Source organism: Methanogenium sp. MK-MG, assembly GCF_009914725.1.
Lineage (GTDB): Archaea > Halobacteriota > Methanomicrobia > Methanomicrobiales > Methanomicrobiaceae > Methanogenium.
This window is the reverse complement of record NZ_JAAAWJ010000012.1, coordinates 1-22,878: the sequence shown is the minus strand read 5'-3', so window position 1 is coordinate 22,878 and position 22,878 is coordinate 1. Positions and strand designations below refer to the sequence as shown.

The following is a 22,878-nucleotide window of genomic DNA, read 5'->3' as shown; positions in this document are numbered from 1 at the left end:
GATGGTATTCAGGATTTTTGTAGTTCCGCATTCAGTTTCTTCAGCTTCTCCCGCAGAAAGATGGCACGTTCAAAATCCAGCCGTTCTGCCGCTTCCTGCATATCGGCTTCGACCTGAATAATGAGATTGGGCAGTTCAGAACGGGGAATATGTCTGGTATCCTGAATCTCAACCTCTTTTTCCCGTATGGGTTTATGAATGGTGGCGGGTGTGATGCCATGTTCCCGGTTGTATTCCATCTGTATCGCCCGCCGCCGGTCGGTCTCTTCAACGGCGGTTTTTATGGAATCGGTGATCCTGTCTGCGTACAACACGACATGGGAGTGATCATTTCGTGCCGCCCGCCCGATGGTCTGGATGAGGCTTCTGGCATCCCTGAGAAAGCCTTCTTTATCAGCATCAAGAATACCGATGAAACTCACTTCAGGGATATCAAGGCCTTCCCTCAGGAGATTGATGCCGACAAGCACATCAAACATCCCCAGCCGGAGTTCACGAATAATCTCGGTGCGCTCGATGGTGTTTATCTCTGAATGAAGATAGCGGGTCTTTATCCCCTTCTCTGCAAGGAATTCTGTCAGCTCTTCTGCCAGTTTTTTTGTCAGGGTGGTGATAAGGACACGGTCTCCGGCAGCGATGGTCTTCTGCATCTCTGCGCATACGTCGGTAATCTGGGTCTTCACCGGCCGGATACTGACTTCAGGGTCAATCAGCCCTGTCGGACGGATTATTTGTTCAATGATATCTGAGGAGTGTTCTTTTTCATACGGGCCGGGTGTCGCTGATACGAATATGGCTGTCTTCATGTACTCTTCAAACTCATCAAACTTCAGAGGACGGTTATCAAACGCGGAAGGCAGCCTGAAGCCATACTCAACAAGGGACTTTTTCCGGGAATAGTCCCCCTTATACATGCCCCTAACCTGTGGGAGGGTCTGGTGACTTTCATCAACCACCATCAGAAAATCATCCGGGAAATAATCCAGCAGGCAGAAGGGTTTTTCTCCTGTATTTCGGTGGTCAAAAAACCGGGAATAGTTTTCGATGCCTTTGCAGTAGCCGGTCTCTTCAATCATCTCGATATCATAGAGTGTCCGCTGGCGGAGCCGGTGTGCTTCAATGAGGCCCAAGGTTGGAAGCGTCTCTTCCAGCTCTTTTTTTATATCAATAATTGCCCCGGCCTTCTCCTCTTCCGGTATCACGTAATGGCGGGCGGGATACACAAAATAATATGGAAGAATCTGGATGGGCTGATGGGTGATGTTGTCAATCTCGGTGATCCGCTCGATCTTATTCCCAAAGAATTCAATCCTGATGATGTCCGACCCCGATCCGGGTATGAGGTCGATAGTATCCCCTTTTACCCGGAACCGGCCCGGCTGCAGTTCCATATCATTGCGCTCGTACTGGATATCGATCAGGCGGGAGAGGATGTCATTTCGCTTTATCTGTTCTCCCTGCGCTACTTCAAACCCCAGCCCTTCGAAGTTCTCCGGGTTTCCCAGACCATATATGGCTGATACCGATGCGATAACGATGACATCATCACGGGAGAGAAGAGAGGCGGTGGCTGCAAGACGCATCTGTTCGATTTTTGGGTTGATTGCCGCATCCTTCTCGATATACTGGTCTCTTTTGGGGATGTATGATTCCGGCTGATAGTAATCATAATACGAGACAAAGTATTCGACACGGTTCTCCGGGAAAAAGTCCCTGAATTCATTGTACAACTGTGCTGCAAGGGTTTTGTTATGGGCCAGCACAAGCGTCGGTTTCTCTGTTCTGGCAATCACATTTGCTATCGTAAACGTTTTTCCCGAACCGGTGACGCCCATTAACGTCTGAAACCGGTTCTTGTCACCGATACCCTCTACAAGGGCATGTATGGCATCGGGTTGTGACCCCTGGGGAGAAAAATCGGATATCAGATTAAACCTCGTCATGCCTGATCCTCTTTTTCATGAGGGTGCGGTTATAGGTTACTGCAAACCGGTGTGCCTCGTCACGGATTTCCTGAATGAACAGTGACACTTTTTCATTCTTTTTTATGGGAAGCGGGTGCGGGAAATGAGGCACAAAGATCTCCTCCTCACGTTTTGCAACTGATATCAACGGGATGCTGATATTCAGGTCTTTGAGGGCATCTCCTGCTGCATGAAGCTGCCCCTTTCCGCCGTCAATAATCACCAGATCCGGGAACTCCCCGTTTTCTTTTGCTATTCTTGAATACCTGCGGTGCACGACTTCCCTGATTGCGGCAACATCATCAATCCCTTCAACACTGCGTATTCTAAAACGGCGATAATTTCTCTTGTCAGGCATCCCGTATCTGAACTGGACCAAGGACCCGACCATCGCACTTCCTGCATAGTGGGAGATATCAATGCATTCAATGACCTGCGGAGGTTCCGGCAGCCGCAGGCGTCTCTGGAGGAAATTCACCTTCTCCTCTCCGCCAAAGAACGTGGTCTCAATATTCCGGGACACAATCTCAAGCAGGTCTTTTTTGTCTCCCCGCCGGGGAACGGTTATTCTGACTTTCTTCCCTTTCTGAACGGAGAGATACTCCGGTATGGCATCGTCCGGTGCCTCCGGGAGTATCAGTTCAGAAGGGGGTTCATTCTCTCCGTAGTACTGCACCATAAACTCTTCAATGGCATGTGGATGATACGAAAAAATGAATTCCTGTTTTTCAGCCAGGACTCCCTTATAGACTGAAAAGAGCATCAGATACACCGTCTCTTTCCTGATCTGATAATTGATGATATCTTCATCGGTCTCTTTTAACCGTTCCACGGCCTGTCTCTCGGAGAGTTTCTGAACGGACTCTATCTGATCACGCAGTTCAAGGGCTTTTTCAAAGTTCTGTGCCTGTGATGCGGATGCCATCTCCGCTTTCATGTGCTGTATGAGAGCAGCGGAATTCCCCTTCAGTATCTCACGGACACGGGCAGTCTGTTCTGCATAGTCTGTTTCAGATATATCTCCCGTGCATGGCGCGAGACATGTACCGATATGATACCGCAGGCAGGGACGTTTGGGGAGTTTTTTACAGGACCGGATGCGGAACGTCTTTTTTAGTACGTGAAGAATCAGGTCCCGGTCCTTTGCCGATACAAACGGGCCGAAATATTCCCCGCCATCCGATCTTTCCCGCACATAGTGAATACGTGGGTACGCTTCGTCTGTCAGGTGGATGTAGGCATAGCGTCCGGAGTCTTTGAGGTCAATATTGTATTTGGGCTGAAGACGTTTGATGAGAGAATTTTCAAGGATTAACGCCTCAACCTCTTTTTTTGTGACGATGAAATCGAGGCTGACGGCAGCAGAGACCATTGCCTCTGTCTTTGGATCTTTTAGCGTATGGGAAAAATAACTGCCCACCCGTTTCTTCAGATGCTTTGCCTTTCCCACATAGATTACGGTGCCATTGCCATCCTTAAACAGGTAACAGCCCGGGTCTGAGGGAAGGGAGAGGTGATCGATCATGTCTGCAGCAGGGGACGAAGGTATGCTCCGGTATAACTTCTCTCTTCAGCAGCCACCTCTTCAGGGGTGCCGGATATGATAATTTCACCGCCGTATTCACCGCCGTCCGGGCCGAGGTCAATAAGATGATCGGCTGACTTTATGACATCCAGATTATGTTCAATGACGATGACCGTGTTCCCCTTTGAAACGAGTTCATTCAGGACAGCGATCAGTTTTTTTACATCGTGGAAGTGCAGGCCGGTGGTGGGTTCGTCCAGGAGATATATGGTATTCCCCGTCCCTTTCTTTGAGAGTTCACGGGTGAGTTTGATGCGCTGTGCCTCTCCTCCCGATAGTGTGGTTGAACTCTGGCCCAGTCTGATGTAGCCAAGCCCCACTTTCTGCAGGGTTTTGAGTTTCTGCATAATGTTGGAATGGTTTTCAAAGAGGTTTACCGCTTCATCGATGGTCATCCCCAGGACGTCAGCAATGCTGTGATCTTTGAACTTCACGTCAAGCGTCTCTGCATTGTAGCGCCTGCCTTTGCATTCCTCACATTCCACATACACGTCGGGAAGGAAATTCATCTCGATTTTAATGAGACCGTCCCCGCTGCATGCCTCGCACCGTCCGCCTTTGACATTAAAGGAGAACCGGCCCGGCTTATATCCCCGTATCTTTGCCTCTTTGGTGTTGGCAAAGACCTTCCGGATTTCATCAAACACCTTGGTGTAGGTGGCAGGATTTGACCGCGGTGTTCTCCCGATGGGGCTTTGGTCAATGACAATGACCTTGTCCGGTGGTGCATCAAACGAGAGCGACCGGTATTTCCCGGGTGTGACATTCGATTGGTAGATGGTCTGCATCAGTGCCCGGTAGAGGGTGTCGTATATAAGCGTCGATTTGCCGCTCCCTGACATGCCGGTGACGACGGTGAATATACCCTGTGGAATGTGGGCATCCACATTCTTCAGGTTGTTTTCCGTGCAGCCCAGCAGGTGGATGAATTGTTCTGCACTCCGGCGGGTTTCAGGCACGGGAATTGATTCCGCACCGGAGAGATATCTGCCGGTGAGGGATGCAGCGTTCTGTTCAATCTCAGCAGGTGTGCCTGCCGCAACGACTCTGCCGCCATCGATGCCCGCACCGGGGCCCATATCCACGACATGGTCGGCCTGCCGGATGGTATCTTCATCATGCTCAACCACAATGAGGGTATTGCCCAGATCACGCAGGTGCTGCAGGGTCTCTATGAGGCGGTGGTTGTCTCTCTGGTGCAGGCCGATGGACGGCTCGTCGAGGACGTATAATACGCCCATGAGATTTGATCCGATCTGTGTGGCAAGACGGATGCGCTGTGCTTCCCCGCCGGAGAGGGTGCCCGCCGCACGGGAGAGCGTGATATAGCCAAGGCCGACCTCTTCCAGAAACCCGAGGCGTGAGTGTATCTCTTTTAAGACCTGCCTTGCGATCTCTGCTTCTTTTTCGGTGAGCGTGAGTGCGTTGAAAAACTCTCTGCATTTGCTGATGGAAAGGTCGGTGACATCGATGATGGATTTGCCATCAATATGAATCGCAAGCACCTTCTCTTTGAGCCGCTGTCCGTGGCAGCCGGGGCAAACTGATATACGCATGAATTTTTCCAGTTCCCTGCGGCGGTAATCAGACTTTGTCTGTCCGTAGAGGCGTTCTGCCTGGGGTAAGAGACCCTCCCATTTCCCATTATGGGCCCAGTGCCCCTCACCGTCTTTCATATTCATCCGGAATGCTATCTTCTCATCAGAACCGTACATCAGGGCCCGGTACTGCTCTTCGGTGAGGTCTGCTATTGGCGTGAAGATACTGAATCCATAATGTTTGGCCACGGCTGCGAGGTACTGTATTCTGTAGCCGTCCAGGAAATTCCGATAGAGGGCAACCGCCCCGTCGGAAATGGATTTTTCTTTATCCGGGATGATGAGTGCAGGGTCAAGTTCCATACGGATGCCCAGTCCCTTGCACTCTTCACAGGCACCGAACGGGCTGTTGAATGAGAACATCCGTGGCTGAAGTTCTTCAAATGATATGCCACAGACGGGACATGCCATGCGGGAGGAGTAGATGCGTTCTTTTTCTCCATCCGTTCCTGCAACAATGACGAGGCCATCGGATTTGTGCACCGCATTTTCCACCGCTTCGACCAGCCGGGAGCGTTCATCATTCATGCAGCGGTCAAGAACGATCTCAATATTGTGTTTGACATACCGTTCCAGCTGAATCTCTTCATCGGTCCGGATTATAGTGCCATCCACTCTGGCACGGACATATCCCTCCTGGTTCAGGTCTTTTATCAGTTGCTGATAGGTGCCCTTCTTCTGGCGGATGATGGGGGAGAGAACCGTGACTTCACCGGAGAAATCAGATTCGATTGCATCTGCTATTCGTTCCGGAGATTGTGATTCTATCCTGATGCCATGTTCCGGACAGTAGGCGGTACCGATTCGTGCATACAGTAAACGGAGATAGTCATAGATTTCGGTGACCGTCCCGACGGTACTACGCGGATTTTTTGACGTGGTCTTCTGTTCAATGGATATCGCAGGTGAGAGGCCTTCGATGGAGTCCACATCAGGCTTATTCATGAGGCCGAGAAACTGGCGGGCATATGCGGAGAGCGACTCCACGTAGCGCCGCTGACCTTCCGCATATATGGTGTCAAAGGCGAGTGTTGATTTTCCGGAGCCGGAAACACCGGTGATAACAATAAACCGATCCCGTGGCAGGTCCAGTGTTACGTTCTGCAGGTTGTGTTCCCGTGCTCCGCGTATGGTGATGTGATCCATAATCCCGTGCAGATATATATGTATACACATTAAATAGACCTACAGGTAGGGATATATTAATGGACACACTGCCCGGCAGCCAAAAGTGTCAACTACCCACGACTAAAGTCGTGGGCTTCCTGCCTGCTTTCTTCGTGATGCCATGTGTTCCGGCAGCAGGGTGTGCCGACGCGTGCAAAGAGCAGCCGGAGAAAGAGTCATCGATCTCGTTGACTATGTGGCTATCGTAGTGCTCGGATTTTATTAGTTGGTCTCCTGTTCGATTGAATTACCGGAACCGGAGACTCCCGTGATGACGATAAACTGATCCCGGGGGAGGTCCGGTGTTATATCCTGCAGGTTGTGTTCCCGTGCTCTGCGTATGGTGATATTATACATAATTCAGTTCACAAATACATGTATACCAATTAAATAGTCCCAACTGTAAAGGTATAGAGATGAACACCCCAACTACGAATTCAAGGTGTGATTTTTGTGCGAAGGAAGCCATCGGTATGCAGATACTGGGATGCACCACACAGGAAGTATGCGAAGACCATGCAGAACAGATGCTGGTTGCAATGGAACCCGGTGAGAGAAAGGACTGGGGAGAATGCTATTATGTGCGCTATGGCGGAGAACCAAACGGCGGAGAAACAGATTCGGGCAAATAATAATAGATGACTCATCATCAGGCGAATAAGTATTCCGGGGCAGGACTCAAACCTGTTTCCGGTTCACAACCGTCCGTTTTGATTCTGGGCAGTTATCCGAGTGAACTGTCTCTGAAAAGGAATGAATACTATGGCAATCCCCAAAACCAGTTCTGGAAGATTATGGGGGTGGTATTCTCATTCAGCTCTGCATTTTCTCAATTTTCTGATGGTTCCGGTTTATCTAATGGTTCTGATTTTTCGGATTTGCCCTATCAGGACCGACTGAACTTTCTGACAGACCATGGTATCGCCATCTGGGATGTGCTTGAATCATGTTCACGGAAGGGCAGTAGTGACAGCTCGATAGGTGATACCACACCCAATGATATCCGTCGATTTTTAGCGGAACATCCTTCCATCCGCTGCATTGCCTTAAACGGGAAGACGGGTGCAGGACACTGGTTTAAACGGTATTATTCTGACCTGACGGAACCAAAAAACGAAGAGACGGATTTGGTTATTTTACAGCTTCCCTCCACATCTCCTGCATATGCAGGGATGAGTCTCGAAGAGAAGGCAGAGATGTGGCGGGAGATACTTCCGTTTTGCGCGATGGAACAATGAGCGGATGCATAGCGATTTTCTGACGATCACTCACATTCCCGTTGCAATATAATATTCTGCTCAATGGCAGGGAGAGGTAATTTCCTCACACTACATTCACCGTGAGGTTAAACCGGCGCGAATACTTAGTGTCACATACATTGTGGCAAAACACACCTTCAAACACCGAAGTCCCGGTACTCACCACCCAGTAACGAAACCGGTATTCTCCGGGAGAGAAAAACGGACTGCCATTTGACCAGTTCGCGTTATCGGGAATTTCAGTAATAGTGCTGGCATTCATCAGTTCAGGTCCTGATCCGGTGACAGGCATGATCCATCGGTAGGCGAGTCCGGGAGTGGTTGGCAGGGTTATATCAAGAGAATCTCCCTTTTGCAGTGTAATGGTTCTCCCTGAATCACTTTCATTTAAATAATATCTGATTCCGGACATAGGTTCATTTTTGGTAAGGTTGCCGGCAGGGTTGCCAGTACAGCCGGCCGATGCAAGACACAGACCGATGAGGAGAACATGGCAACAGCATAATATCCGGACATATTGGATTTCATGAATGACTCCTTCGTGATAATATGATAACAGTAATTATTCTGACCGGATGTGAGACGGATCAACGATTCTTTTTAGTGTTTGTATGACCGGTTACGCTGGTGATATACAGGAACCCTGATAGGTATCCACATCAGAAGGCCGCCAAAGAGTATTCCTACCGAGTAAATCAGGGGAATGAAGAGCGCTTTTGCATCCGGAGCGTAGAGACGAATGGGATAGATCATTACCACGGTAATGACAATCAGGATGAGAGCAAGAATCGGCCGTTTTGAGAGGTCCAAACTATTATCTAATGCTGATTCTTCCACATTCCCATCATTCGTTTCTCTCATCCGGTTTCGGTTTGATCTGCGTGACATCCAGATGGCTATCAGCATAATAATCATGCCTGCAAAAAGCCCTGCAATGTAGACGATGGTTGCAAGATCTGCATCTACGCCCACCTCCCGTGCATATGCATAGAGAGGTTTGCTCGAGAACGATGCAACAAATAAGAATGAATAGTACGATGAATTCCTCTATCTGTCTGGTTTTCATGATTCTCTCCAAAAAGCGAGGGATACCAGACTTTTAACTTCACTTTATTAATGGATTGTGGCCACATCATCCGACTGTTAGTTGAATCTAATCACGTGGCCTGTACTGAGTAATCATCTTTGATTATATCCAGGAGTTATACGCAGGCTCCGGCAGTCTCTGATTGGTATAGCTTATGACCTCAAGATGAATCGAACCATTGTCCAAACGGAGGTCATTGCCAGTCAATACTATCAAAGAGCCCTTTTTATACCCCAGTCCATCCGGCGGATCAATAGTCACCGATAGCCCACTATGCCGGATGGCATCGCTATCCGACACATCCCTCCCATTGATCAGGATCTTAAACGGGAAGTAATTGTCAGCAAGCCATCCCAGATCAGGGCCGGCATCCTCCAGATTCTTAACGATGATGAACTCTTCACCCAGTCGTTCCACACTGACCTGAGGCACATAGCAGCAGACTGGGATTCTCTCAATGAAACCAGATTTCACTTCGAAAATCACCACCGCCGGGGGAAGAAAAGCCGTAATACATAGGATCAGAGCAAGAATGATAATGACGGTGGGAATCTGTTTTTTCTCACTGCCGGAAATTTTCTTTGTAACCGGGCATTTCATCTTTTTCGTTTCACTATAGAAATGCAGGAGTGCCCCAATTGCCGATAGTGCTATGAATTGAAGCACAACGATTATCATCAAAGCCAGAGAACGACTAAAAAGTGCATGCGTATCCCAGTAACTGAGATTCAGGGGCATTAATGTTGAAGTATACAGGGGGATAAGTAGAAATACGGCAGAAGCCCCAACACCGGCAATGAAACCTGCCGCCCCTGCGTCTATCTCCTTCTCAATCCTTGAAGCGTTACATTCGGCAGAAAGAGCACCGTTCAATACGAGAACCAATAGCAGGAGTACCATCCATTGCATCTCCATGATGCCGGAAAGGTTCCAGTTGAAGATGGTCAGCCCTTCCCAAACCATGGACCACGCACAGCTTATAATAAAAAGGAGGAATCCGCTCCCCAGCCCAACGAGGAGTGATCTTCCGATAAAAATCACATCTTTCCTGAAAATGCTCTCACATTCGCTTAGCATGTACAACCTCTCTGAATATTTATGAATAAAAATTTGAAAATTTATTGGTATGGGTAGAATGATAAAATATCACCAGAGATCGCATCTACGAGTAATTCTCCACCCTGAACAAGATCATCCTTTACATCTCCCTGAACTTCAATTATCCAAGCAAGTTTTTGTACGTCTTTATTGAGGCAAACGACAGCCAATCTGGTCTGTGTTTTCACCACATATATATCTCTAAAGCAATCAAGCGCAATTTCTGTTGCGTCATGTTCACTGGTTTTCGGTTCTAGTGCCACGTCGTCCAATTCACTGTAACTATAGGGTGAGATTTAAGATGGTGCCTCCACTTGCATAAATGTAATCGCCCGGATCAGAAAATCATATTTTTTTATGGTATACATTATTACGTTCGGCGAATATTCAGCGTTCAGATGAAGATGGCGTGTGCTGATGAACAGATACTGACATGAAGAGCCACGCTCTTTTTGTCGCTTACACTGTGTTTATTTTAAAAAAGACAACGGTATCCTGTGAAAAATAAGAGGTGGGATGAAACCCCGGCCTCTTATGCAATACATACGGTGGAGAGGTACATCAGTCCCCCGAGCAGCAGATACTGCCCGTCGGCAAGGAGATCATACATGCCCTGCTCCCGTTCAGCTCCATTGAACAAAAGAATGTAGCCCTGTACATACATCGCGATACCAACGATGATTGCCGTTTCGGCGATCGAAAGACATCCGTTGCAAAGTACGAGGATAATCGCAATACCAATACCGTTCATCACCGACAACAGGCATCTGGTTCTCTGTATACCAAGGATAACAGGAATCGTCTGCACGCCTGACTCGGCATCGCCCTTTACATCCCGTATATCAAATACCGTCGAATTGACAAATGACAACAAAAAGAAGAAGAGCCCCGTTGCAATTGTCATCCTCCCTGCAGAATATTCTGTGCATACCACCGGCAGAAGTGCAACCGGAACTGCCCATGCAAGTCCCACAATGAAGTTTTTCACAAATGGGATATCCTTCAGACGATGGTACCTGAACCCGGAGGGCAAAAACGGTATGCTGTAAAGAATTCCGTTCACCAGTGGAATGGCGGTGATCACCGCCGCCACAATCCCATGCATCCCGGCGATCAAAAACGCAATCGCGTAGGCGGCAAGGGATAAATTCATGAGAACCGTTGCATACTTTTTCGTGAACGCATAGCGTCTGGAATGGTTGATTGCATCTTCACATTCGTCGGTTTTTCGGTTCAGGTTGTAGACCGAAAAGGTAACAAGGAACATGATCCCACATGCCGCCAGAGATACCGGCATGTCCTGTAGCACAGAAGACAAATAAACCATTGAAATGGCGGCAATGCAGAGATACAACGAGCTGTACAAAATAGTATCAAACAATGACCGAAGATTCAGATCACTGTTTCCGGGTGTATGCTCAAATTTGAACATACATCACCGTGGATTGCGGTGTTTGACATTAGTTCGTTCGACGAATATTCAGTTATCCGATGAATATAAAGGAACCCTGACGGGATTCAGGAGAAGTCAATCCGGAGCAAAGGGAGGGATCAGATGATAGTTCTTCTGATATATCCTTATAGTACGAAAAGAGGCGCTCACCCCATGCAAGGGCCAGATTGTCAGTGCCGATGAGGTCGCTGGAGATATCATATCTTAAATCATCATTCCTGCATAATCCGAAGGAAAGGGTCGAATCGGTCACCGTCAACCCGATTAAAAGGGGCGTGGGTGCTACATAGATTCTGAAGTGATTATACCCTGCAATTTCCTCGATTTTACTCAGGAACGGTTCTTTCCTGAGTTCTTCAGCGATCTCGGTGTTCACCACCATCTCCACGGGCACCCCTTCTTTCACCTTTGCAATGAGGGCATCTGCATGCAAGTGACTCATGAAAGAGGAGACGACGCGTATCTGTTCAGCATTCTCCAGCATATCAAAAAAACATTCAAGAACAGAGAAAATATTCGTATTTAACGTTTCAACGATCCCGGAATGATAGAGGTCGCCGATGTCACGCAGGAACATGGCAGGAAGTGCTTCAAGATAGTGTGACGACCAGAATTTTGGATTTTTACTGAAAAGATAAGCTGTTCTGACGTGATCCTGTATCTGTGATGAAATGACGTTTCCCTGGGGGGTCAGATGATAGGCATCGTCATCGTATCGTATGTAATGCACTTCCTCCAGAAACCGGATCTTCGGGAGGATCGTCTGCGACGTCGTGTCTGTCACCCCGCGAAGTTCTGCAAGGGTTTTGTTTCCGTCATCCAGTGAAATCATGATCTGCAGCAGCAGTCTTGACCGGAACAGCTTCTGGATACCATCCTGGTATGTATTAAAAATCTCAAGTGTATCCAGTGTATCCAAAGTATCCCTCAATATAATTCATCATTTCCCAGGCATATATAATGGGAATATTTTAATTTTGTATTCAAAACCTGTTTATATGTTTTTAATAGAGTAAAATCCGCCACAACAGGTCTCAATTCGGTTCTCACATTTTTCGCTGCAGGAATTGTCAGGATATCTGTATCGATGTGTCTGCCTGCCGTCCGGGTATCTCTTTTCCAGCCTCAGACCAAACCTGCACTAAAAACATGTCAGAGCACAGGCCCTCATGTAGAATGCAGGGGCACTTCTTTGCGATGTACGCCCGGAGCATTCTTCTCTTCGATGACCCGGACAAGGTTCTCCATGATCCAATCGACCTGCTTCCAGGTGGGGTTGTCTGCATCGATACCGGGGCCGCGGATGAGAAACGGCCGTCCCTCATCGGCCGCTTTGCGCACTTCGGGGTCCAGAGGAATAGCGCCGAGGAAAGGGACATCGAGGTCCTGTGCAGCACGCTCCCCGCCACCTGAACCGAAGAGGTCAATATCTTTGCCGCAATGGGGACAGACCATGCCGCTCATGTTCTCAATGATGCCGATGACCGGCAGCCCGATTGTCTGGACGAATTTCACCGCCTTTTTGATGTCAAGTATGGCCACGTCCTGGGGGGTGGTGACGATCACCGCACCGGCGATGTTCGGGGCAATCTGGGCGATGGTCAGGGCTTCGTCACCTGTACCCGGCGGGAGGTCGACGATCAGGTAATCGAGTTTCCCCCAGTGGACGTCTTCGAGGAACTGCCGGATGACCCCGGTCTTCATCGGCCCGCGCCAGATGACGGGGGAACTCTCTTCAGGGAGGAGAAAGGCCATTGAGACAACAGAGAGAGTGCCGGTGACCGCTACCGGTTCCATGTGCTTCTTGTCATACGAAACCATCCGGTGCTCTTCAATTCCCAGAATCTTGGGAATGTCGGGGCCGTGGATATCGAGATCCAACAGTCCTGTTTTGAAGCCGTGGCTGGAAAATGCGAATGCGAGATTTGCTGCCACCGTCGTTTTGCCCACACCCCCTTTGCCGGAGAGTATCAAAACCACGTGCCGGACTGATATGTTGGCCCGTTCCAGAACACCCCGCCGTGGTGCGGACGTATCTTTTGCCATATGCCCCTTACTCAGGGTGGAAATGGATAAAGGTTTGTGCGGGATCTGCCCACATCGGTTGGAATGGTTTGGTATCCTTCGTGAAATTACCTGATTACGAGAACCCCAAGTAATCATTTCACCTTCGGAACGAGGGGAAGGGACGGTGGACTGGTGGAGAATACTTCGGGGAATGAAGCAGGAAGCCACTAAGTCTTTAGCTTCGTAGTAGTTCACGATACCAACTGTTCCCGTTCAGCTGAACATCTTTTGGCATAAATGGTAAATAGCATCTTATTTACACATACTGCTATGGTATCCGGAGTCACTGAATGCTGAAAAACGTGGGAATTGTTGCGGCGGTATTCCTGTGCTGCGTATCTGTCGGCTGTATTGCCGATACTGAAAATCCGGATACGATGCCGACGAAAGAATTTCTGGAAAAAGTGAATGCAAGTCAGGAATATTATGATGCATTAGTCGTATCAGACCCGGATAACGCCGAGGCGTGGTGCTATCGGGGCATGTATTACAATGATCATTTCGGTCAATACGATGAAGCGATGGAAAGCTCCGAAAAAGCGCTTGAACTGAACCCGGAATATGGGCTCGCCTGGTATCTGAAGGGTATTATCCTGATGAATACGGGTAAGAATGACGAGGCAAAACTGAGCTTTCAGAATGCAACAAAATACGATATTGGGTTGACGACATATATCCCGTCCATTTAAATGATGGGATCATAGAGATTTCACTCCATTATTTTTGAGATTTCAGAGATCTCCTTTCAATCAGGATATTTTTCATACTCCCAACCAAATTTATTGTGGATGGTGGAATCAGTAGGATTCTTCATAATACAACTCTTTAAAAATAGGCAGACCTCTCTCCAGAATCGAATGTTGAAAAAAATAATGATGAAATGAGATCAATCCTGTCTTACTCCTTCTTCAGAACACTGGCCGCAACCAGTACACTGCCGACAAGGAAGACTGGAATCATCATTGTTGGGAATTCTGGAACGGGTGGGCAGGGATCCAGTGGTAATTCGATGATAAGTGTCTGTCCCTCATAGCATGGCTGACATGCTTCAACAAGGACTGCTCCGACATCGCCGCATCCGGGCACATAATCAGGGTGCTCAGAAGCCTCAGCAGCAAGGGCCACCGAAAGCATATTATCCCATTCAGCATACTTCGTCGGGATTTCCTGACCCATTACCATCCAGATGGCTGCCTGGGTTTCTCCAAATGGTATATCTCCCCTGTTGTTAAGAATCCAGTTTACCATGTTCCACTGTTCGGATACTCCGATGGTGGAAGAAAGGCAGGCGTCATACCATTCGTCCTTGATTGAACTGGTCACTGTATCGACACACCATCCGGGATAGACACCGTCATCACACAGATACACGTCAAAGTAGGTTCCACACAGTTCACCAGGTGGATAATCGCCGTCGACCATCACCATGTCGCCGGTGGGAAGATCGTCCCAATCCAGTGCAATGGCCGGTGCCACCATACAGAGGGCAGCAACCAGCAATGCTACAATTAGTTTTTTCATTTTTTCATACCTCCACTCAATTACATGCAAAACCGGTGAAATCATGTTTTAGGACTTTTGAACACCGTCTTACATATGCACCCCCTGTTAACCAATTCAGATATATACAGATATGCCAGACACAGATGTGAGCAAAGGGAAAGGGGAGGAGTTCCGGTGCCATAAATGGCATACCTCCCCGGGAGAGGAATGATTCCTGATTATGTTTCAGCAGATGTGTAGTGAATTTGTCCATTTCGCACTTACTGACTGTTCAGCCGGAACATCTATGTGCATTACCCCGATAATATCCAGAGAATTTTTGCTACAACCCTTCCACTCCACGGTATATTTTCCTCCGTAACCTACCTGACATTCATCCGGTTTGGGACTGAGATCCCAACCCAAAAGCCCCTGATCCGTGTGTTGCCTGAAAGGTGTGACGGAGAAAAGGGCCACGAGTGAATGGGAACGTCAGGAAAGAGGATCAGACGTTCACATATACCAGATTTCTGAACAGATGGGCCGAGTGCACTCTTTTCAATCAGGTTCACCTTTCTTTCAGGAATTTCACGATCAAAACAGGCAGGAAAACCACGACTTTAGTCGTGAGTAGTTGACACATTCTCTGTAGCTCTGCGGGATGTGCAGGTGAATCGGTTCCTTTCGTCTTTTTTGCAGCTACTCCCGCACACGGTAGCCGGCTTTCGTGAGAATACTGATGACGGCATCATCCCATTCCCTGTCATCAAGCCCGAACAGTTTCGGTTTCATCTGCTCCCAGAGCTCGCCGAGTGCGGCATTGTCCGTGAGAAAGGTACGCTGATACAACACACGCCCGGCCCGCCGTCCCTGTGCATCACAAATGAGCAGTCGCCAGCAGCAGTAATCGCGGCATATGTCCGGGCGGGTCTGATGAACTGTGCACCACGCCTTTCCGGTTTCTGTGTCAAACCTCAGAAAGGGGCATGCTTCCGGGAGTCTCTCAAGACTGCTTCTGTCTTCAAAGAGGGCAGTCTTGTCCGCATCAACCCGGACTTCCTTCACGTCTCCGGAATAGTAGTTGTAGACGATAAATGTGTAGTTGCCGCGGTCTTCCGTGATGGTATGGACGAGCTGCATGTGGCTGCAGCAGTTGCCGCACTGACAGCACTCACAGGCGATGGCGACATACCCCCTGAAGAACGGACGGTTCGTGCATTATCATGATCTGATCATTTCACATTCACGCTGATAAGATACATGCCTGTTTTCCCCCTTCCTGTGTCTCATCGCTCTGCAACGAAGACGGTATACAATCCACGGTGGTACGGGCACCGGATCCGGGTGAAGCCCGCTTCTCTGAGCATCTCCCGGAACCCGTCGGGAGTGGGTATTCTTGCCCGTGCCCCGTCCCATGATGCACGCTGCCGCCGGACTTCTTCCGGGTCGAGGCCCGCATCCTGCATGAACGTCTCCCAGCGGGCCAGCTGGCACTTTTCCTCCTCTGCGGTCGCGGGCCTCACGACGCATCCCGTGATGCAGACGCCTCCGGGGCGAAGCGTACGGTATGCCCGTTTGAGCACCGTCCGCTGCCCGTCGGGTTCAAGTGCGAGGAGACAGAAAGTGCTCACCACGGCGTCAAAGGGACCGGTGGGCCAGGGATCCCTGATATCCCCCTGCATCCAGGTGACGTCCTCCAGCTCCGGTTTTTGCCGGGCGACCGCGAGCATCGCTGGCGAACTATCGATGCAGATGACAGCGGCCTCCGGGTGTGCTTTTCGTATTCGTGCGGTGAGAAGGCCGGTGCCACAACCGAGTTCGAGCACCCTCATGCTCTGCTCCGGGAGTGCGTCTGTGACGGTTGCATAGAAATGTTTCATGTCGGGGACTGTCCGGGCGGCCAGATCATCGTATTGTGCGGCCCGTTTTTCTGTGTCCCACTTCATGTCTGTTCTCCCCCGGGTTTCGATCATGGTCACCTTCACTACATGGTCATATTTATGTGTGTTACAATACATTACCGCCAGGCAGAATTCTGTATTATATAAGCTCATTCAGCTCTTCAATAGTCATATGAGCCTGCTTTAGTATGTGTGACAGGGTAGATCGTTTGATTGGTTTATGGGCAGGAACCGTCAGCTTCAGAGTTTCTGTTTGCGTGTGTTTTTGCATACGGATATGGCTGCCCCGCTGACGGACAACGACCCATCCGTCCCTTTGAAGAGCGATGATGAGTTTGTCATAATTCAGACTGGGCATATAGTTCATACCGCAATCTCAATCTGCTCGGCAGTATCACTGAAAATCGCATCGTCTTCTATGGGTTCCAGATAAAGTGCGATAGCTTCCCTGATATTGTGTAATGCTTCTTCCCGTGTATCCCCTTCACTGATACAGCCGGGAAGTCCCGGTACAAACACCGTATATCCCCCCTCTTCACTGGGTTCAAGAATGACACGTAATTTCATAAGGTAATCTTCCTGTCTGATTACTTTACATTAATGGTGATGAAGCCCCTGTCGATCATGAGCCCGGCTCTCCAGGGAATGGTTTAATCGATAGTATCTCATGAATGGAGGAAAGATGAGTCCCCGGATAGGACATCGGTTTGCGTACCCAAACTATTCGTATCATTACTTTTCCCAGAGCAGAATGCCGTTCCGATATACACAAGGCAGACCCCACCGCAGTATAACTCTGATTTGCAAATGATTCCGATTCTCATTCTTGTTTTCGTCGTCGGCGTGATTCTCTGCACACGGCATAACCGGTGCTGTCATAATGTCGGGTTGGCCTGTATTGTGTCGGGGATATTGCTCATACTATTCAAGATCGTGGGTTTGTTTCTCTAAAAGAGATACGGGCCGGGGTCTGATGGTAGCCGTATGGCCGCCAAACTGATTCTCCAATAATCCTCTGGTCAATGGTCTTCCTTTACTATGACAACAGAAGCCAGATATTACTGAACCCTGCGAGCGGAGTGTTCCTCTGTTCAAAAACGACCTCGTTCATTTCATCGGGGGATTTGGAGGCAACAGGTATATCACCCAATAACCACATCCTTAAAAAAACGGAGTGGTTTTATGAGCGGTAAAAAGATATTCACAACAACCGAAGGTAAGGAGATCGGGGGAAAACTCGGAATCAGATGGGACAAATTTTCCGTCGATGAATTTACGGCGGGAATGAACGTGGAGCTTGAACACGGGCTGATAAACTCCAGCACAAACGTGACGGATGACGATCCCCTGATGACAGGGAAAATCGCCCTCGCTCATCTGAACGAATTCCCCGACTACTACGAAAGGCTCGAAAAAATGGAGACCGAGGCTGAAGAATTCTGGGATAAACAATCCTGAAAAAACGATTCCTCTTTTTTTGTATTTGGTGTCAGAACCGGAGAGTGCCGGGAAATAATCCCGTTCTCAGATTATGTTTTCCCGTATACCGGATGGTAATGGGTTGTTTTATCGGAGAACAAAAAATGGTAAAACAACAGTTGAATCGGTCAGCATTTCGTTTATTCGAAGCTTTTTCAGGTTCCTACAACAATACAGGTTTATATGAAGAAAAGAAATGGATAAAACACGGCTAAGGCTAGGAGATTAAACTGTATGGCATTGAGTAAGAAAGATTTAGGGAAGAAAAACAAAGCGAAAGCGGCCAAAGCAGAAGTACTCTCAAAGCAGGCGGCTGGAGGCAGCCAGGCAGCCGCGAAGAAACTTAAGAAACTCAACAAAAAGCTCAAGTGAGTCGCCTGAAATATCGAACTATTTTTTCTTTTTCATTTAAGGGCTGATAAAACGAATATAGCTATGCGAGTCGCAAAATGCTCGTATCCGGAGGGTAGCGGAAGCTTCACTTATAATAGCATTAAGGCCACTTCTGATAGAGATGCTTCACATATAAGAACGGCAGGGGTCTGGTCTTGTAATAACTCGTATGGTATTTTTGTCCTTTGCCTTCTTGTTCCAAATCAATGTTGAATACAGGGCGTCTTCGGTTTTTTTCAGAACCTTCGTCACATTACCCGGTAGTTCCAATTATCATATGTCTTTCAGGGACAGTGATTGAAAGAGTTCATAAAAAGATGAGGGATTAATATCCCTGAAATAATTTTTTCCGGTGAGACTGGCAAATTTATCCTTCATCTCTTTGACATTCTCTTGTACGCTGTCATTTGTGCAGAGGATATATACCCCCTCTTTGTCTTCCATGAATTTTTTTATGAGTTCAGTCTTCCCAATCTTTCTTTTTCCATAGAGGACGATCATCTGAGGCGAATTTTCAGCATATTTGCGATTGAGAAAATCAAGTTCCTGTTCACGGTTGACAAATTGTTGTATGACAAGTATCATACTTTGCATACAACTAATTAAAATGTGCCCGGCAGAAGATCACACCATTCAACATCAGTCCTGCCATCACTCTCCATGGGAGATATGTCAACGGATGAATTCATGGAGTCCGCTATCGAAGAAGCCAAAAAGGACTGACCGAAGGCGGCATCCCCATCGGCGCTGTGCTGGTGATCGACGAAAGGATTGTTGGCAGGGGTCATAATCACAGAGTGCAGCAGGGCAGCCCCGGAGTGGATCTTATTGGAGGAATATCTAAATCTCAATTACCTTTCCGGCTCCGCCTGTAATATATTTTTCAGGATAAAGTCTTTTAAGTTCGGCTATGTGTTGGGTGCAATGAACGGGACAAAGTAATTCCAAATCCCAAAATAATTCATAGTCACTGAACCCATGGAGTCCTCCAATGATTCCATAGATTTTGCCAAATTGCCTCGCTGTATCCAGAATCGTACCCATATAAGGGTGAGAACAACCGACAATAATTACAATTCCCTTGTCGGTTTTAACCCCCAGACTTTGTTCAATTCCTTCTAATTGACCGGTAGAAAATATATTTTCATGAATTTTGGCTGGTTGAGGTATGGGAATCACATCTCTTCCTGTTACTCCATGAAAGGATGGCGGAACATAGATTTTTGCTCTTTTATTTTTGGCCAAAAAATCAGTTAGCCCTCCTGTATGGTCAAAATGGGCATGGGAAATGAAAACTTCGTCGATAGATGAGGGATCAATTCCCAGTTTTTCCATATTACTGAGCAAAATTTTCCCATTTCCCCCAGTATCAAACAATATACTGGGAACATTTTCAACTTCCACCAATGCGGAAAAACCCCAGTCTGCCTGAAGATCTTTCCGAAAAACAGTATTGTCATAGATGATAGTAATTTTCATATTTCAACTGCTTATTCCTCGAAATCTTATTTATGTCCTTCTCTCAAAGGGTGAAGTGTCGATCTCGCCACCAACTTCCCGTTCAGGCAGCGAGAAGGGTATAATTCGAACCTTTTTCAGAGGTTCAATAATCACGAGATAACGATAATCCTTATCTTGTGTTCGGGGTTATACCGTTAATGGCGAAAAATATCACATTCCTTGCTCTCACTCATCCTTCATCCGAGAATTCATTTTATGCATAATGTAAAAATGCATATGACATGCAGGAGTTGTTCCGGTTTCTTGTTGACCTGGCAGTTATCAACCTTGTTGAACGGGACACGACCGCGAAGGATGTTGTCAGGACTGGGACTATGCACTGAGGCTTGAGACCCACCGGGTGCACGGAAGAAGGTGAACGCATGGTTCAACAAGACGGTAAGGGTATCAGGGCAACGAGCTGATGGGGAGTTATGTGATGGCGCTGAAGGGCGATATTGAACACTGGCAGGATTTACATTTTTTGCCACCCTGCCTTTCATTAACACCTCTATTGAAGTGTTGATCCTGAAAAATATCGACAACAGAAAACAGGGGCGGGTGTGGTCAATTATTTCAATGGTTACCTATCCCGGCTCCATCATAGCCTTTGCAGTCACCGGTTTTTTAGCTGATACTATTTTTTCAATCCACTTCCGGAACCTGACGGGCTTCTGGCTGAAACAGCCGGTGTTATTGTTGGCGCAGGGGATGGCGAGACGATGGGGGCGAACACCTCCCGACTGATGGCAGGGGTGACGTTGGCGGAATGGCGGCATCTTGCAGCAGCATGGCGGCACTTTCCGCCAGGATAAAATCGGGCATTCCAACCGAATGATACAGATCTAAGAGAGTATAGAGAGACGCTTCTTCAAGAGAAGAGGATATTGCGGAAGAATGAGACCCCACAGCATCAGGACATCTCCCATGCTAATGCGGGTTCGGGTGCCTGAGCTCAGGGATTTTCCACCACCCAGATTGCTTCCGGCGCAATTTTGGCCGAAGAGAGCGAACAAAGCAATATCGTCGCTTTGTATGATGGCGGAAGCTGCCGCCATCTGCTGCATTCTGCTGCACTTGCCGCCATATGCCGCCACCTGTTCTCCATGCCGCAAACGGGGGTGCACCCGTTGGAGAACAGGAACAGTTGGGATTGGCTGGCACAGGGGGTGTATTCGTTCCATATTTTTGGGAATTAGGGGGTAAAATACACGTTTTCCTGCTCATTTCCGGCCTCTTTTGGTCACGTATTTAATGCCGGGAAAAGATGCATGTAATGGCTGTTATTTGCGAAATATCCAAAGGATTACAGACGAATACGGGGGTGCTATTCGCGGATATTTTGAGAGGATGTATGGGTTGTCTTTGGGAGAGAAAGGCCCGCTCCGGCCGTCTGTGTGGATGCGTTTTTCCGGGGTTCGGGCCTGTTTTGGGGGTTATTTATGCGTTGCTTAAACGTTACTTAAACTGAGTGATGAGTTTGTCTTATCGGGAAAGAGGGAGGCACACCGGCCCGGTTCTCAATACTCAATACTACATGCCTGACAAATATACCGGATACCGTGTGACACTCATCCTGACCCTAAAAATATGCAGAGACCTCTTCTGATGGTATTGAACCCGTGTTGCCGGAGTGATGTTCTCAGCAACAAAAATTATCAGCAACAAAAAAATGATTGTTCGTTTTCAACACATTCCGGACGACATGGCCATTGTTCCGGATGGAATATTGAATTCGTTGATATCTGCTGCAGTGATGGCTTTCGGGAGATTTTTATTTCGTATTTCAAGAATGAGTGTTATATTCAGCTCTAATTTTTCACTTGAGACATTCAGGTTGACGTTAATTTGACGAAATTTAGTGAGTGCATATTTTGAGACACCAAATCTTTTAGAGGCGTTCTGTATCTCCACGCCCTTGATATAATTTCCTTCACCGAAATCAATGATGATATTGTCTATAACCAGCGAGTGCTTATGTTCGGCCCCTTTGGTAAAGAGAAAAAGACTGTCATTTTCATAATCATAGTCAATAGTATCTGCATCCGTGTGAATTTGATTTATAGCCATGTTATTTCACCCTCCTCTTCCTTTCTTTCGTATCGATTGCGATAAAATATGCTATCATCAGATTAACTGCATGTTAACCATTGTATCTGCACTACTAAAGCTGAGTGTCTGCGAGTCATCAACAGTGTAGGGCTTGATGCACATGTGGGATTCCTTCATGATATGCAGGCAGGAAAAATTAATTCTATCTTGAAAATTCACTTAGGAAAGAGGGGAAGGATGGGGTGGGTAATATAATTGATAAGCTGAATGATTTCGCAATGAATAATGCATAGCAAATATGTTATGTTCAATTATAAATACAAAATCAATAATCCATTTTGTCTTATCATCTAAATGAAAAATATTCGATAACCAAAAACCAAATCGGAATTTGGAGTTTCACAATACTAGGTGCCGAATACATCCCCTATGCATTTTAAGATTACCAATTCAATAACCCTAAAAATTATTCCCTTTACCATTTCTAAGGCATTTTCTTTCGGTTCTTCATCATCTATTTCTGAAAGATTGAAGACTATTAGATTCATTTTATGCATTCATTTCACCAAACATCTCTTGAACTGCATACCTGAAATACATCTTTAACACCAATATCGATACCAAATATGATACATTAATTGCCCTTAATGACACTAAAAATAATATGGGAGATACAATAAGTGATACAATTATTCTAGTGCCGGGTCAAACATAAACCGACGTAACAATAATGTAATATGAGCGATTTATATCTTCATCAATGAGGAAATATGTTGTAACGCTTACTCGCGAT

At 47.4% G+C, this 22,878-nt stretch carries 27 protein-coding genes; 6 read left to right on the top strand and 21 right to left on the bottom strand.

Translation table 11 applies throughout. The annotated features are described in order from the left end of the window. Positions 1 to 8: 8 nt before the first annotated feature. The 4 genes from uvrB to MKMG_RS11655 all read right to left on the bottom strand — a co-directional run bounded on the left by uvrB (position 9) and on the right by MKMG_RS11655 (position 6,671). A complete protein-coding gene (uvrB, locus tag MKMG_RS03295; RefSeq protein WP_165075551.1) occupies positions 9 to 1,943 on the bottom strand; it encodes an excinuclease ABC subunit UvrB in 1,935 nt (644 codons plus the stop codon). Further along, positions 1,930 to 3,489 (bottom strand): excinuclease ABC subunit UvrC, encoded by a 1,560-nt coding sequence (gene uvrC, locus MKMG_RS03290; protein ID WP_165075549.1) that lies wholly within the window; start codon positions 3,487 to 3,489, stop codon positions 1,930 to 1,932. The genes uvrB and uvrC overlap by 14 nt, the downstream gene beginning before the upstream one ends. After that, positions 3,486 to 6,293, bottom strand: coding sequence for an excinuclease ABC subunit UvrA (uvrA, locus tag MKMG_RS03285; protein WP_165075547.1), 2,808 nt, complete (start codon positions 6,291 to 6,293; stop codon positions 3,486 to 3,488). The genes uvrC and uvrA overlap by 4 nt, the downstream gene beginning before the upstream one ends. A gap of 243 nt (positions 6,294 to 6,536) precedes the next feature. Next, on the bottom strand, positions 6,537 to 6,671 hold the full coding sequence (locus MKMG_RS11655; RefSeq protein WP_256366060.1) for a hypothetical protein: 135 nt from the start codon (positions 6,669 to 6,671) through the stop codon (positions 6,537 to 6,539). Positions 6,672 to 6,730: 59 nt separating this feature from the next. Between MKMG_RS11655 and MKMG_RS03280 the strand changes: the two genes are divergently transcribed. Both MKMG_RS03280 and MKMG_RS11750 read left to right on the top strand, forming a co-directional pair. Beyond that, the gene (locus MKMG_RS03280) at positions 6,731 to 6,946 is read left to right on the top strand and encodes a hypothetical protein (RefSeq protein ID WP_165075545.1); all 216 of its coding nucleotides are present in this window, start codon (positions 6,731 to 6,733) and stop codon (positions 6,944 to 6,946) included. A 6-nt stretch (positions 6,947 to 6,952) separates the two neighbouring features. Beyond that, positions 6,953 to 7,552 carry a DNA-deoxyinosine glycosylase gene (locus MKMG_RS11750; RefSeq protein ID WP_165075543.1) on the top strand — a complete coding sequence of 200 codons (600 nt, stop codon included), beginning with the start codon at positions 6,953 to 6,955 and terminating at the stop codon, positions 7,550 to 7,552. Between the two features lie 85 nt (positions 7,553 to 7,637). Here the strand turns inward: MKMG_RS11750 and MKMG_RS03270 are convergent, their stop codons facing one another. The 7 genes from MKMG_RS03270 to MKMG_RS03240 form a co-directional block, all read right to left on the bottom strand. Further along, complete coding sequence (locus MKMG_RS03270) at positions 7,638 to 7,985, bottom strand: protease inhibitor I42 family protein (protein ID WP_165075541.1); 348 nt, start codon at positions 7,983 to 7,985, stop codon at positions 7,638 to 7,640. A 188-nt stretch (positions 7,986 to 8,173) separates the two neighbouring features. Beyond that, entirely contained in the window at positions 8,174 to 8,545 is a 372-nt protein-coding gene (locus tag MKMG_RS03265) for a hypothetical protein (protein WP_165075539.1), read from the bottom strand. A 217-nt stretch (positions 8,546 to 8,762) separates the two neighbouring features. Further along, on the bottom strand, positions 8,763 to 9,737 hold the full coding sequence (locus tag MKMG_RS03260; RefSeq protein WP_165075537.1) for a hypothetical protein: 975 nt from the start codon (positions 9,735 to 9,737) through the stop codon (positions 8,763 to 8,765). Positions 9,738 to 9,778: 41 nt separating this feature from the next. Beyond that, complete coding sequence (locus tag MKMG_RS03255; RefSeq protein ID WP_165075534.1) at positions 9,779 to 10,021, bottom strand: hypothetical protein; 243 nt, start codon at positions 10,019 to 10,021, stop codon at positions 9,779 to 9,781. 269 nt (positions 10,022 to 10,290) lie between these two features. Then, on the bottom strand, positions 10,291 to 11,190 hold the full coding sequence (locus MKMG_RS03250) for a UbiA family prenyltransferase (protein WP_256366059.1): 900 nt from the start codon (positions 11,188 to 11,190) through the stop codon (positions 10,291 to 10,293). Positions 11,191 to 11,242: 52 nt separating this feature from the next. Further along, positions 11,243 to 12,142: a winged helix-turn-helix domain-containing protein gene (locus MKMG_RS03245; protein ID WP_165075529.1), complete on the bottom strand. Its 900-nt coding sequence runs from the start codon at positions 12,140 to 12,142 to the stop codon at positions 11,243 to 11,245. A gap of 236 nt (positions 12,143 to 12,378) precedes the next feature. Continuing rightward, positions 12,379 to 13,257 carry an Mrp/NBP35 family ATP-binding protein gene (locus MKMG_RS03240; protein ID WP_165075526.1) on the bottom strand — a complete coding sequence of 293 codons (879 nt, stop codon included), beginning with the start codon at positions 13,255 to 13,257 and terminating at the stop codon, positions 12,379 to 12,381. 311 nt (positions 13,258 to 13,568) lie between these two features. Between MKMG_RS03240 and MKMG_RS03235 the strand changes: the two genes are divergently transcribed. Beyond that, a complete protein-coding gene (locus MKMG_RS03235; protein WP_165075523.1) occupies positions 13,569 to 13,967 on the top strand; it encodes a tetratricopeptide repeat protein in 399 nt (132 codons plus the stop codon). 208 nt (positions 13,968 to 14,175) lie between these two features. Here MKMG_RS03235 and MKMG_RS03230 read toward each other — a convergent pair whose 3' ends face one another. From MKMG_RS03230 to MKMG_RS03210, 5 genes are all read right to left on the bottom strand, one after another. Continuing rightward, positions 14,176 to 14,799, bottom strand: coding sequence for a hypothetical protein (locus MKMG_RS03230; RefSeq protein WP_165075520.1), 624 nt, complete (start codon positions 14,797 to 14,799; stop codon positions 14,176 to 14,178). A gap of 660 nt (positions 14,800 to 15,459) precedes the next feature. Beyond that, positions 15,460 to 15,900: a YkgJ family cysteine cluster protein gene (locus tag MKMG_RS03225; RefSeq protein WP_254059070.1), complete on the bottom strand. Its 441-nt coding sequence runs from the start codon at positions 15,898 to 15,900 to the stop codon at positions 15,460 to 15,462. A gap of 146 nt (positions 15,901 to 16,046) precedes the next feature. Further along, positions 16,047 to 16,706 (bottom strand): class I SAM-dependent methyltransferase, encoded by a 660-nt coding sequence (locus tag MKMG_RS03220; RefSeq protein WP_165075518.1) that lies wholly within the window; start codon positions 16,704 to 16,706, stop codon positions 16,047 to 16,049. A 94-nt stretch (positions 16,707 to 16,800) separates the two neighbouring features. Beyond that, entirely contained in the window at positions 16,801 to 17,028 is a 228-nt protein-coding gene (locus MKMG_RS03215; protein WP_165075515.1) for a type II toxin-antitoxin system HicA family toxin, read from the bottom strand. Next, positions 17,025 to 17,228: a type II toxin-antitoxin system HicB family antitoxin gene (locus tag MKMG_RS03210; RefSeq protein WP_165075512.1), complete on the bottom strand. Its 204-nt coding sequence runs from the start codon at positions 17,226 to 17,228 to the stop codon at positions 17,025 to 17,027. The genes MKMG_RS03215 and MKMG_RS03210 overlap by 4 nt, the downstream gene beginning before the upstream one ends. Before the next feature lie 615 nt (positions 17,229 to 17,843). Between MKMG_RS03210 and MKMG_RS03205 the strand changes: the two genes are divergently transcribed. Both MKMG_RS03205 and MKMG_RS03200 read left to right on the top strand, forming a co-directional pair. After that, positions 17,844 to 18,119, top strand: coding sequence for a DUF5661 family protein (locus tag MKMG_RS03205; RefSeq protein ID WP_165075509.1), 276 nt, complete (start codon positions 17,844 to 17,846; stop codon positions 18,117 to 18,119). A 255-nt stretch (positions 18,120 to 18,374) separates the two neighbouring features. Then, positions 18,375 to 18,512 carry a hypothetical protein gene (locus MKMG_RS03200; RefSeq protein ID WP_165075506.1) on the top strand — a complete coding sequence of 46 codons (138 nt, stop codon included), beginning with the start codon at positions 18,375 to 18,377 and terminating at the stop codon, positions 18,510 to 18,512. A 294-nt stretch (positions 18,513 to 18,806) separates the two neighbouring features. Here MKMG_RS03200 and MKMG_RS03195 read toward each other — a convergent pair whose 3' ends face one another. Genes MKMG_RS03195 through MKMG_RS03185 form a run of 3 tightly spaced genes read right to left on the bottom strand, consistent with a single transcriptional unit; the run spans position 18,807 to position 20,012 of the window. Continuing rightward, on the bottom strand, positions 18,807 to 19,118 hold the full coding sequence (locus MKMG_RS03195) for an ATP-binding protein (RefSeq protein WP_254059069.1): 312 nt from the start codon (positions 19,116 to 19,118) through the stop codon (positions 18,807 to 18,809). Positions 19,119 to 19,135: 17 nt separating this feature from the next. Continuing rightward, a complete protein-coding gene (locus tag MKMG_RS11390; protein ID WP_174235642.1) occupies positions 19,136 to 19,384 on the bottom strand; it encodes a hypothetical protein in 249 nt (82 codons plus the stop codon). Then, the gene (locus MKMG_RS03185) at positions 19,374 to 20,012 is read right to left on the bottom strand and encodes an MBL fold metallo-hydrolase (protein WP_165075504.1); all 639 of its coding nucleotides are present in this window, start codon (positions 20,010 to 20,012) and stop codon (positions 19,374 to 19,376) included. Before MKMG_RS03185 ends, MKMG_RS11390 begins: the two co-directional genes overlap by 11 nt. A gap of 540 nt (positions 20,013 to 20,552) precedes the next feature. On the opposite strand from MKMG_RS03185, the gene MKMG_RS03180 reads away from it, so the two are divergent. Next, positions 20,553 to 20,780: a hypothetical protein gene (locus tag MKMG_RS03180; protein ID WP_216842867.1), complete on the top strand. Its 228-nt coding sequence runs from the start codon at positions 20,553 to 20,555 to the stop codon at positions 20,778 to 20,780. A gap of 208 nt (positions 20,781 to 20,988) precedes the next feature. On the opposite strand, the gene MKMG_RS11650 is transcribed toward MKMG_RS03180, so the two are convergent. Beyond that, positions 20,989 to 21,120 (bottom strand): hypothetical protein, encoded by a 132-nt coding sequence (locus tag MKMG_RS11650; RefSeq protein WP_256366058.1) that lies wholly within the window; start codon positions 21,118 to 21,120, stop codon positions 20,989 to 20,991. 599 nt (positions 21,121 to 21,719) lie between these two features. Continuing rightward, positions 21,720 to 22,103 carry a DUF2283 domain-containing protein gene (locus MKMG_RS03175; RefSeq protein WP_165075501.1) on the bottom strand — a complete coding sequence of 128 codons (384 nt, stop codon included), beginning with the start codon at positions 22,101 to 22,103 and terminating at the stop codon, positions 21,720 to 21,722. Positions 22,104 to 22,878 lie beyond the last annotated feature (775 nt).

Bases quoted from the DNA above. Each gene is read 5' to 3' on its own strand.
- MKMG_RS03195 (WP_254059069.1), bottom strand. From the start codon at position 19,118: ATGATACTTGTCATACAACAATTTGTCAACCGTGAACAGGAACTTGAT.
- MKMG_RS03200 (WP_165075506.1), top strand. From the start codon at position 18,375: ATGGCATTGAGTAAGAAAGATTTAGGGAAGAAAAACAAAGCGAAAGCG.
- uvrA (WP_165075547.1), bottom strand. From the start codon at position 6,293: ATGGATCACATCACCATACGCGGAGCACGGGAACACAACCTGCAGAAC.
- MKMG_RS03230 (WP_165075520.1), bottom strand. From the start codon at position 14,799: ATGAAAAAACTAATTGTAGCATTGCTGGTTGCTGCCCTCTGTATGGTG.
- MKMG_RS03205 (WP_165075509.1), top strand. From the start codon at position 17,844: ATGAGCGGTAAAAAGATATTCACAACAACCGAAGGTAAGGAGATCGGG.
- MKMG_RS03215 (WP_165075515.1), bottom strand. From the start codon at position 17,028: ATGAACTATATGCCCAGTCTGAATTATGACAAACTCATCATCGCTCTT.
- MKMG_RS11750 (WP_165075543.1), top strand. From the start codon at position 6,953: ATGACTCATCATCAGGCGAATAAGTATTCCGGGGCAGGACTCAAACCT.
- MKMG_RS03220 (WP_165075518.1), bottom strand. From the start codon at position 16,706: ATGAAGTGGGACACAGAAAAACGGGCCGCACAATACGATGATCTGGCC.
- MKMG_RS03270 (WP_165075541.1), bottom strand. From the start codon at position 7,985: ATGTCCGGAATCAGATATTATTTAAATGAAAGTGATTCAGGGAGAACC.
- MKMG_RS11655 (WP_256366060.1), bottom strand. From the start codon at position 6,671: ATGTATAATATCACCATACGCAGAGCACGGGAACACAACCTGCAGGAT.
- MKMG_RS03225 (WP_254059070.1), bottom strand. From the start codon at position 15,900: ATGCAGCTCGTCCATACCATCACGGAAGACCGCGGCAACTACACATTT.
- uvrC (WP_165075549.1), bottom strand. From the start codon at position 3,489: ATGATCGATCACCTCTCCCTTCCCTCAGACCCGGGCTGTTACCTGTTT.
- MKMG_RS03280 (WP_165075545.1), top strand. From the start codon at position 6,731: ATGAACACCCCAACTACGAATTCAAGGTGTGATTTTTGTGCGAAGGAA.
- MKMG_RS03175 (WP_165075501.1), bottom strand. From the start codon at position 22,103: ATGGCTATAAATCAAATTCACACGGATGCAGATACTATTGACTATGAT.
- MKMG_RS03235 (WP_165075523.1), top strand. From the start codon at position 13,569: ATGCTGAAAAACGTGGGAATTGTTGCGGCGGTATTCCTGTGCTGCGTA.
- MKMG_RS03185 (WP_165075504.1), bottom strand. From the start codon at position 20,012: ATGAAAATTACTATCATCTATGACAATACTGTTTTTCGGAAAGATCTT.
- MKMG_RS03240 (WP_165075526.1), bottom strand. From the start codon at position 13,257: ATGGCAAAAGATACGTCCGCACCACGGCGGGGTGTTCTGGAACGGGCC.
- MKMG_RS03210 (WP_165075512.1), bottom strand. From the start codon at position 17,228: ATGAAATTACGTGTCATTCTTGAACCCAGTGAAGAGGGGGGATATACG.
- MKMG_RS11650 (WP_256366058.1), bottom strand. From the start codon at position 21,120: ATGGCGGCAAGTGCAGCAGAATGCAGCAGATGGCGGCAGCTTCCGCCA.
- uvrB (WP_165075551.1), bottom strand. From the start codon at position 1,943: ATGACGAGGTTTAATCTGATATCCGATTTTTCTCCCCAGGGGTCACAA.
- MKMG_RS03260 (WP_165075537.1), bottom strand. From the start codon at position 9,737: ATGCTAAGCGAATGTGAGAGCATTTTCAGGAAAGATGTGATTTTTATC.
- MKMG_RS03250 (WP_256366059.1), bottom strand. From the start codon at position 11,190: ATGTTCAAATTTGAGCATACACCCGGAAACAGTGATCTGAATCTTCGG.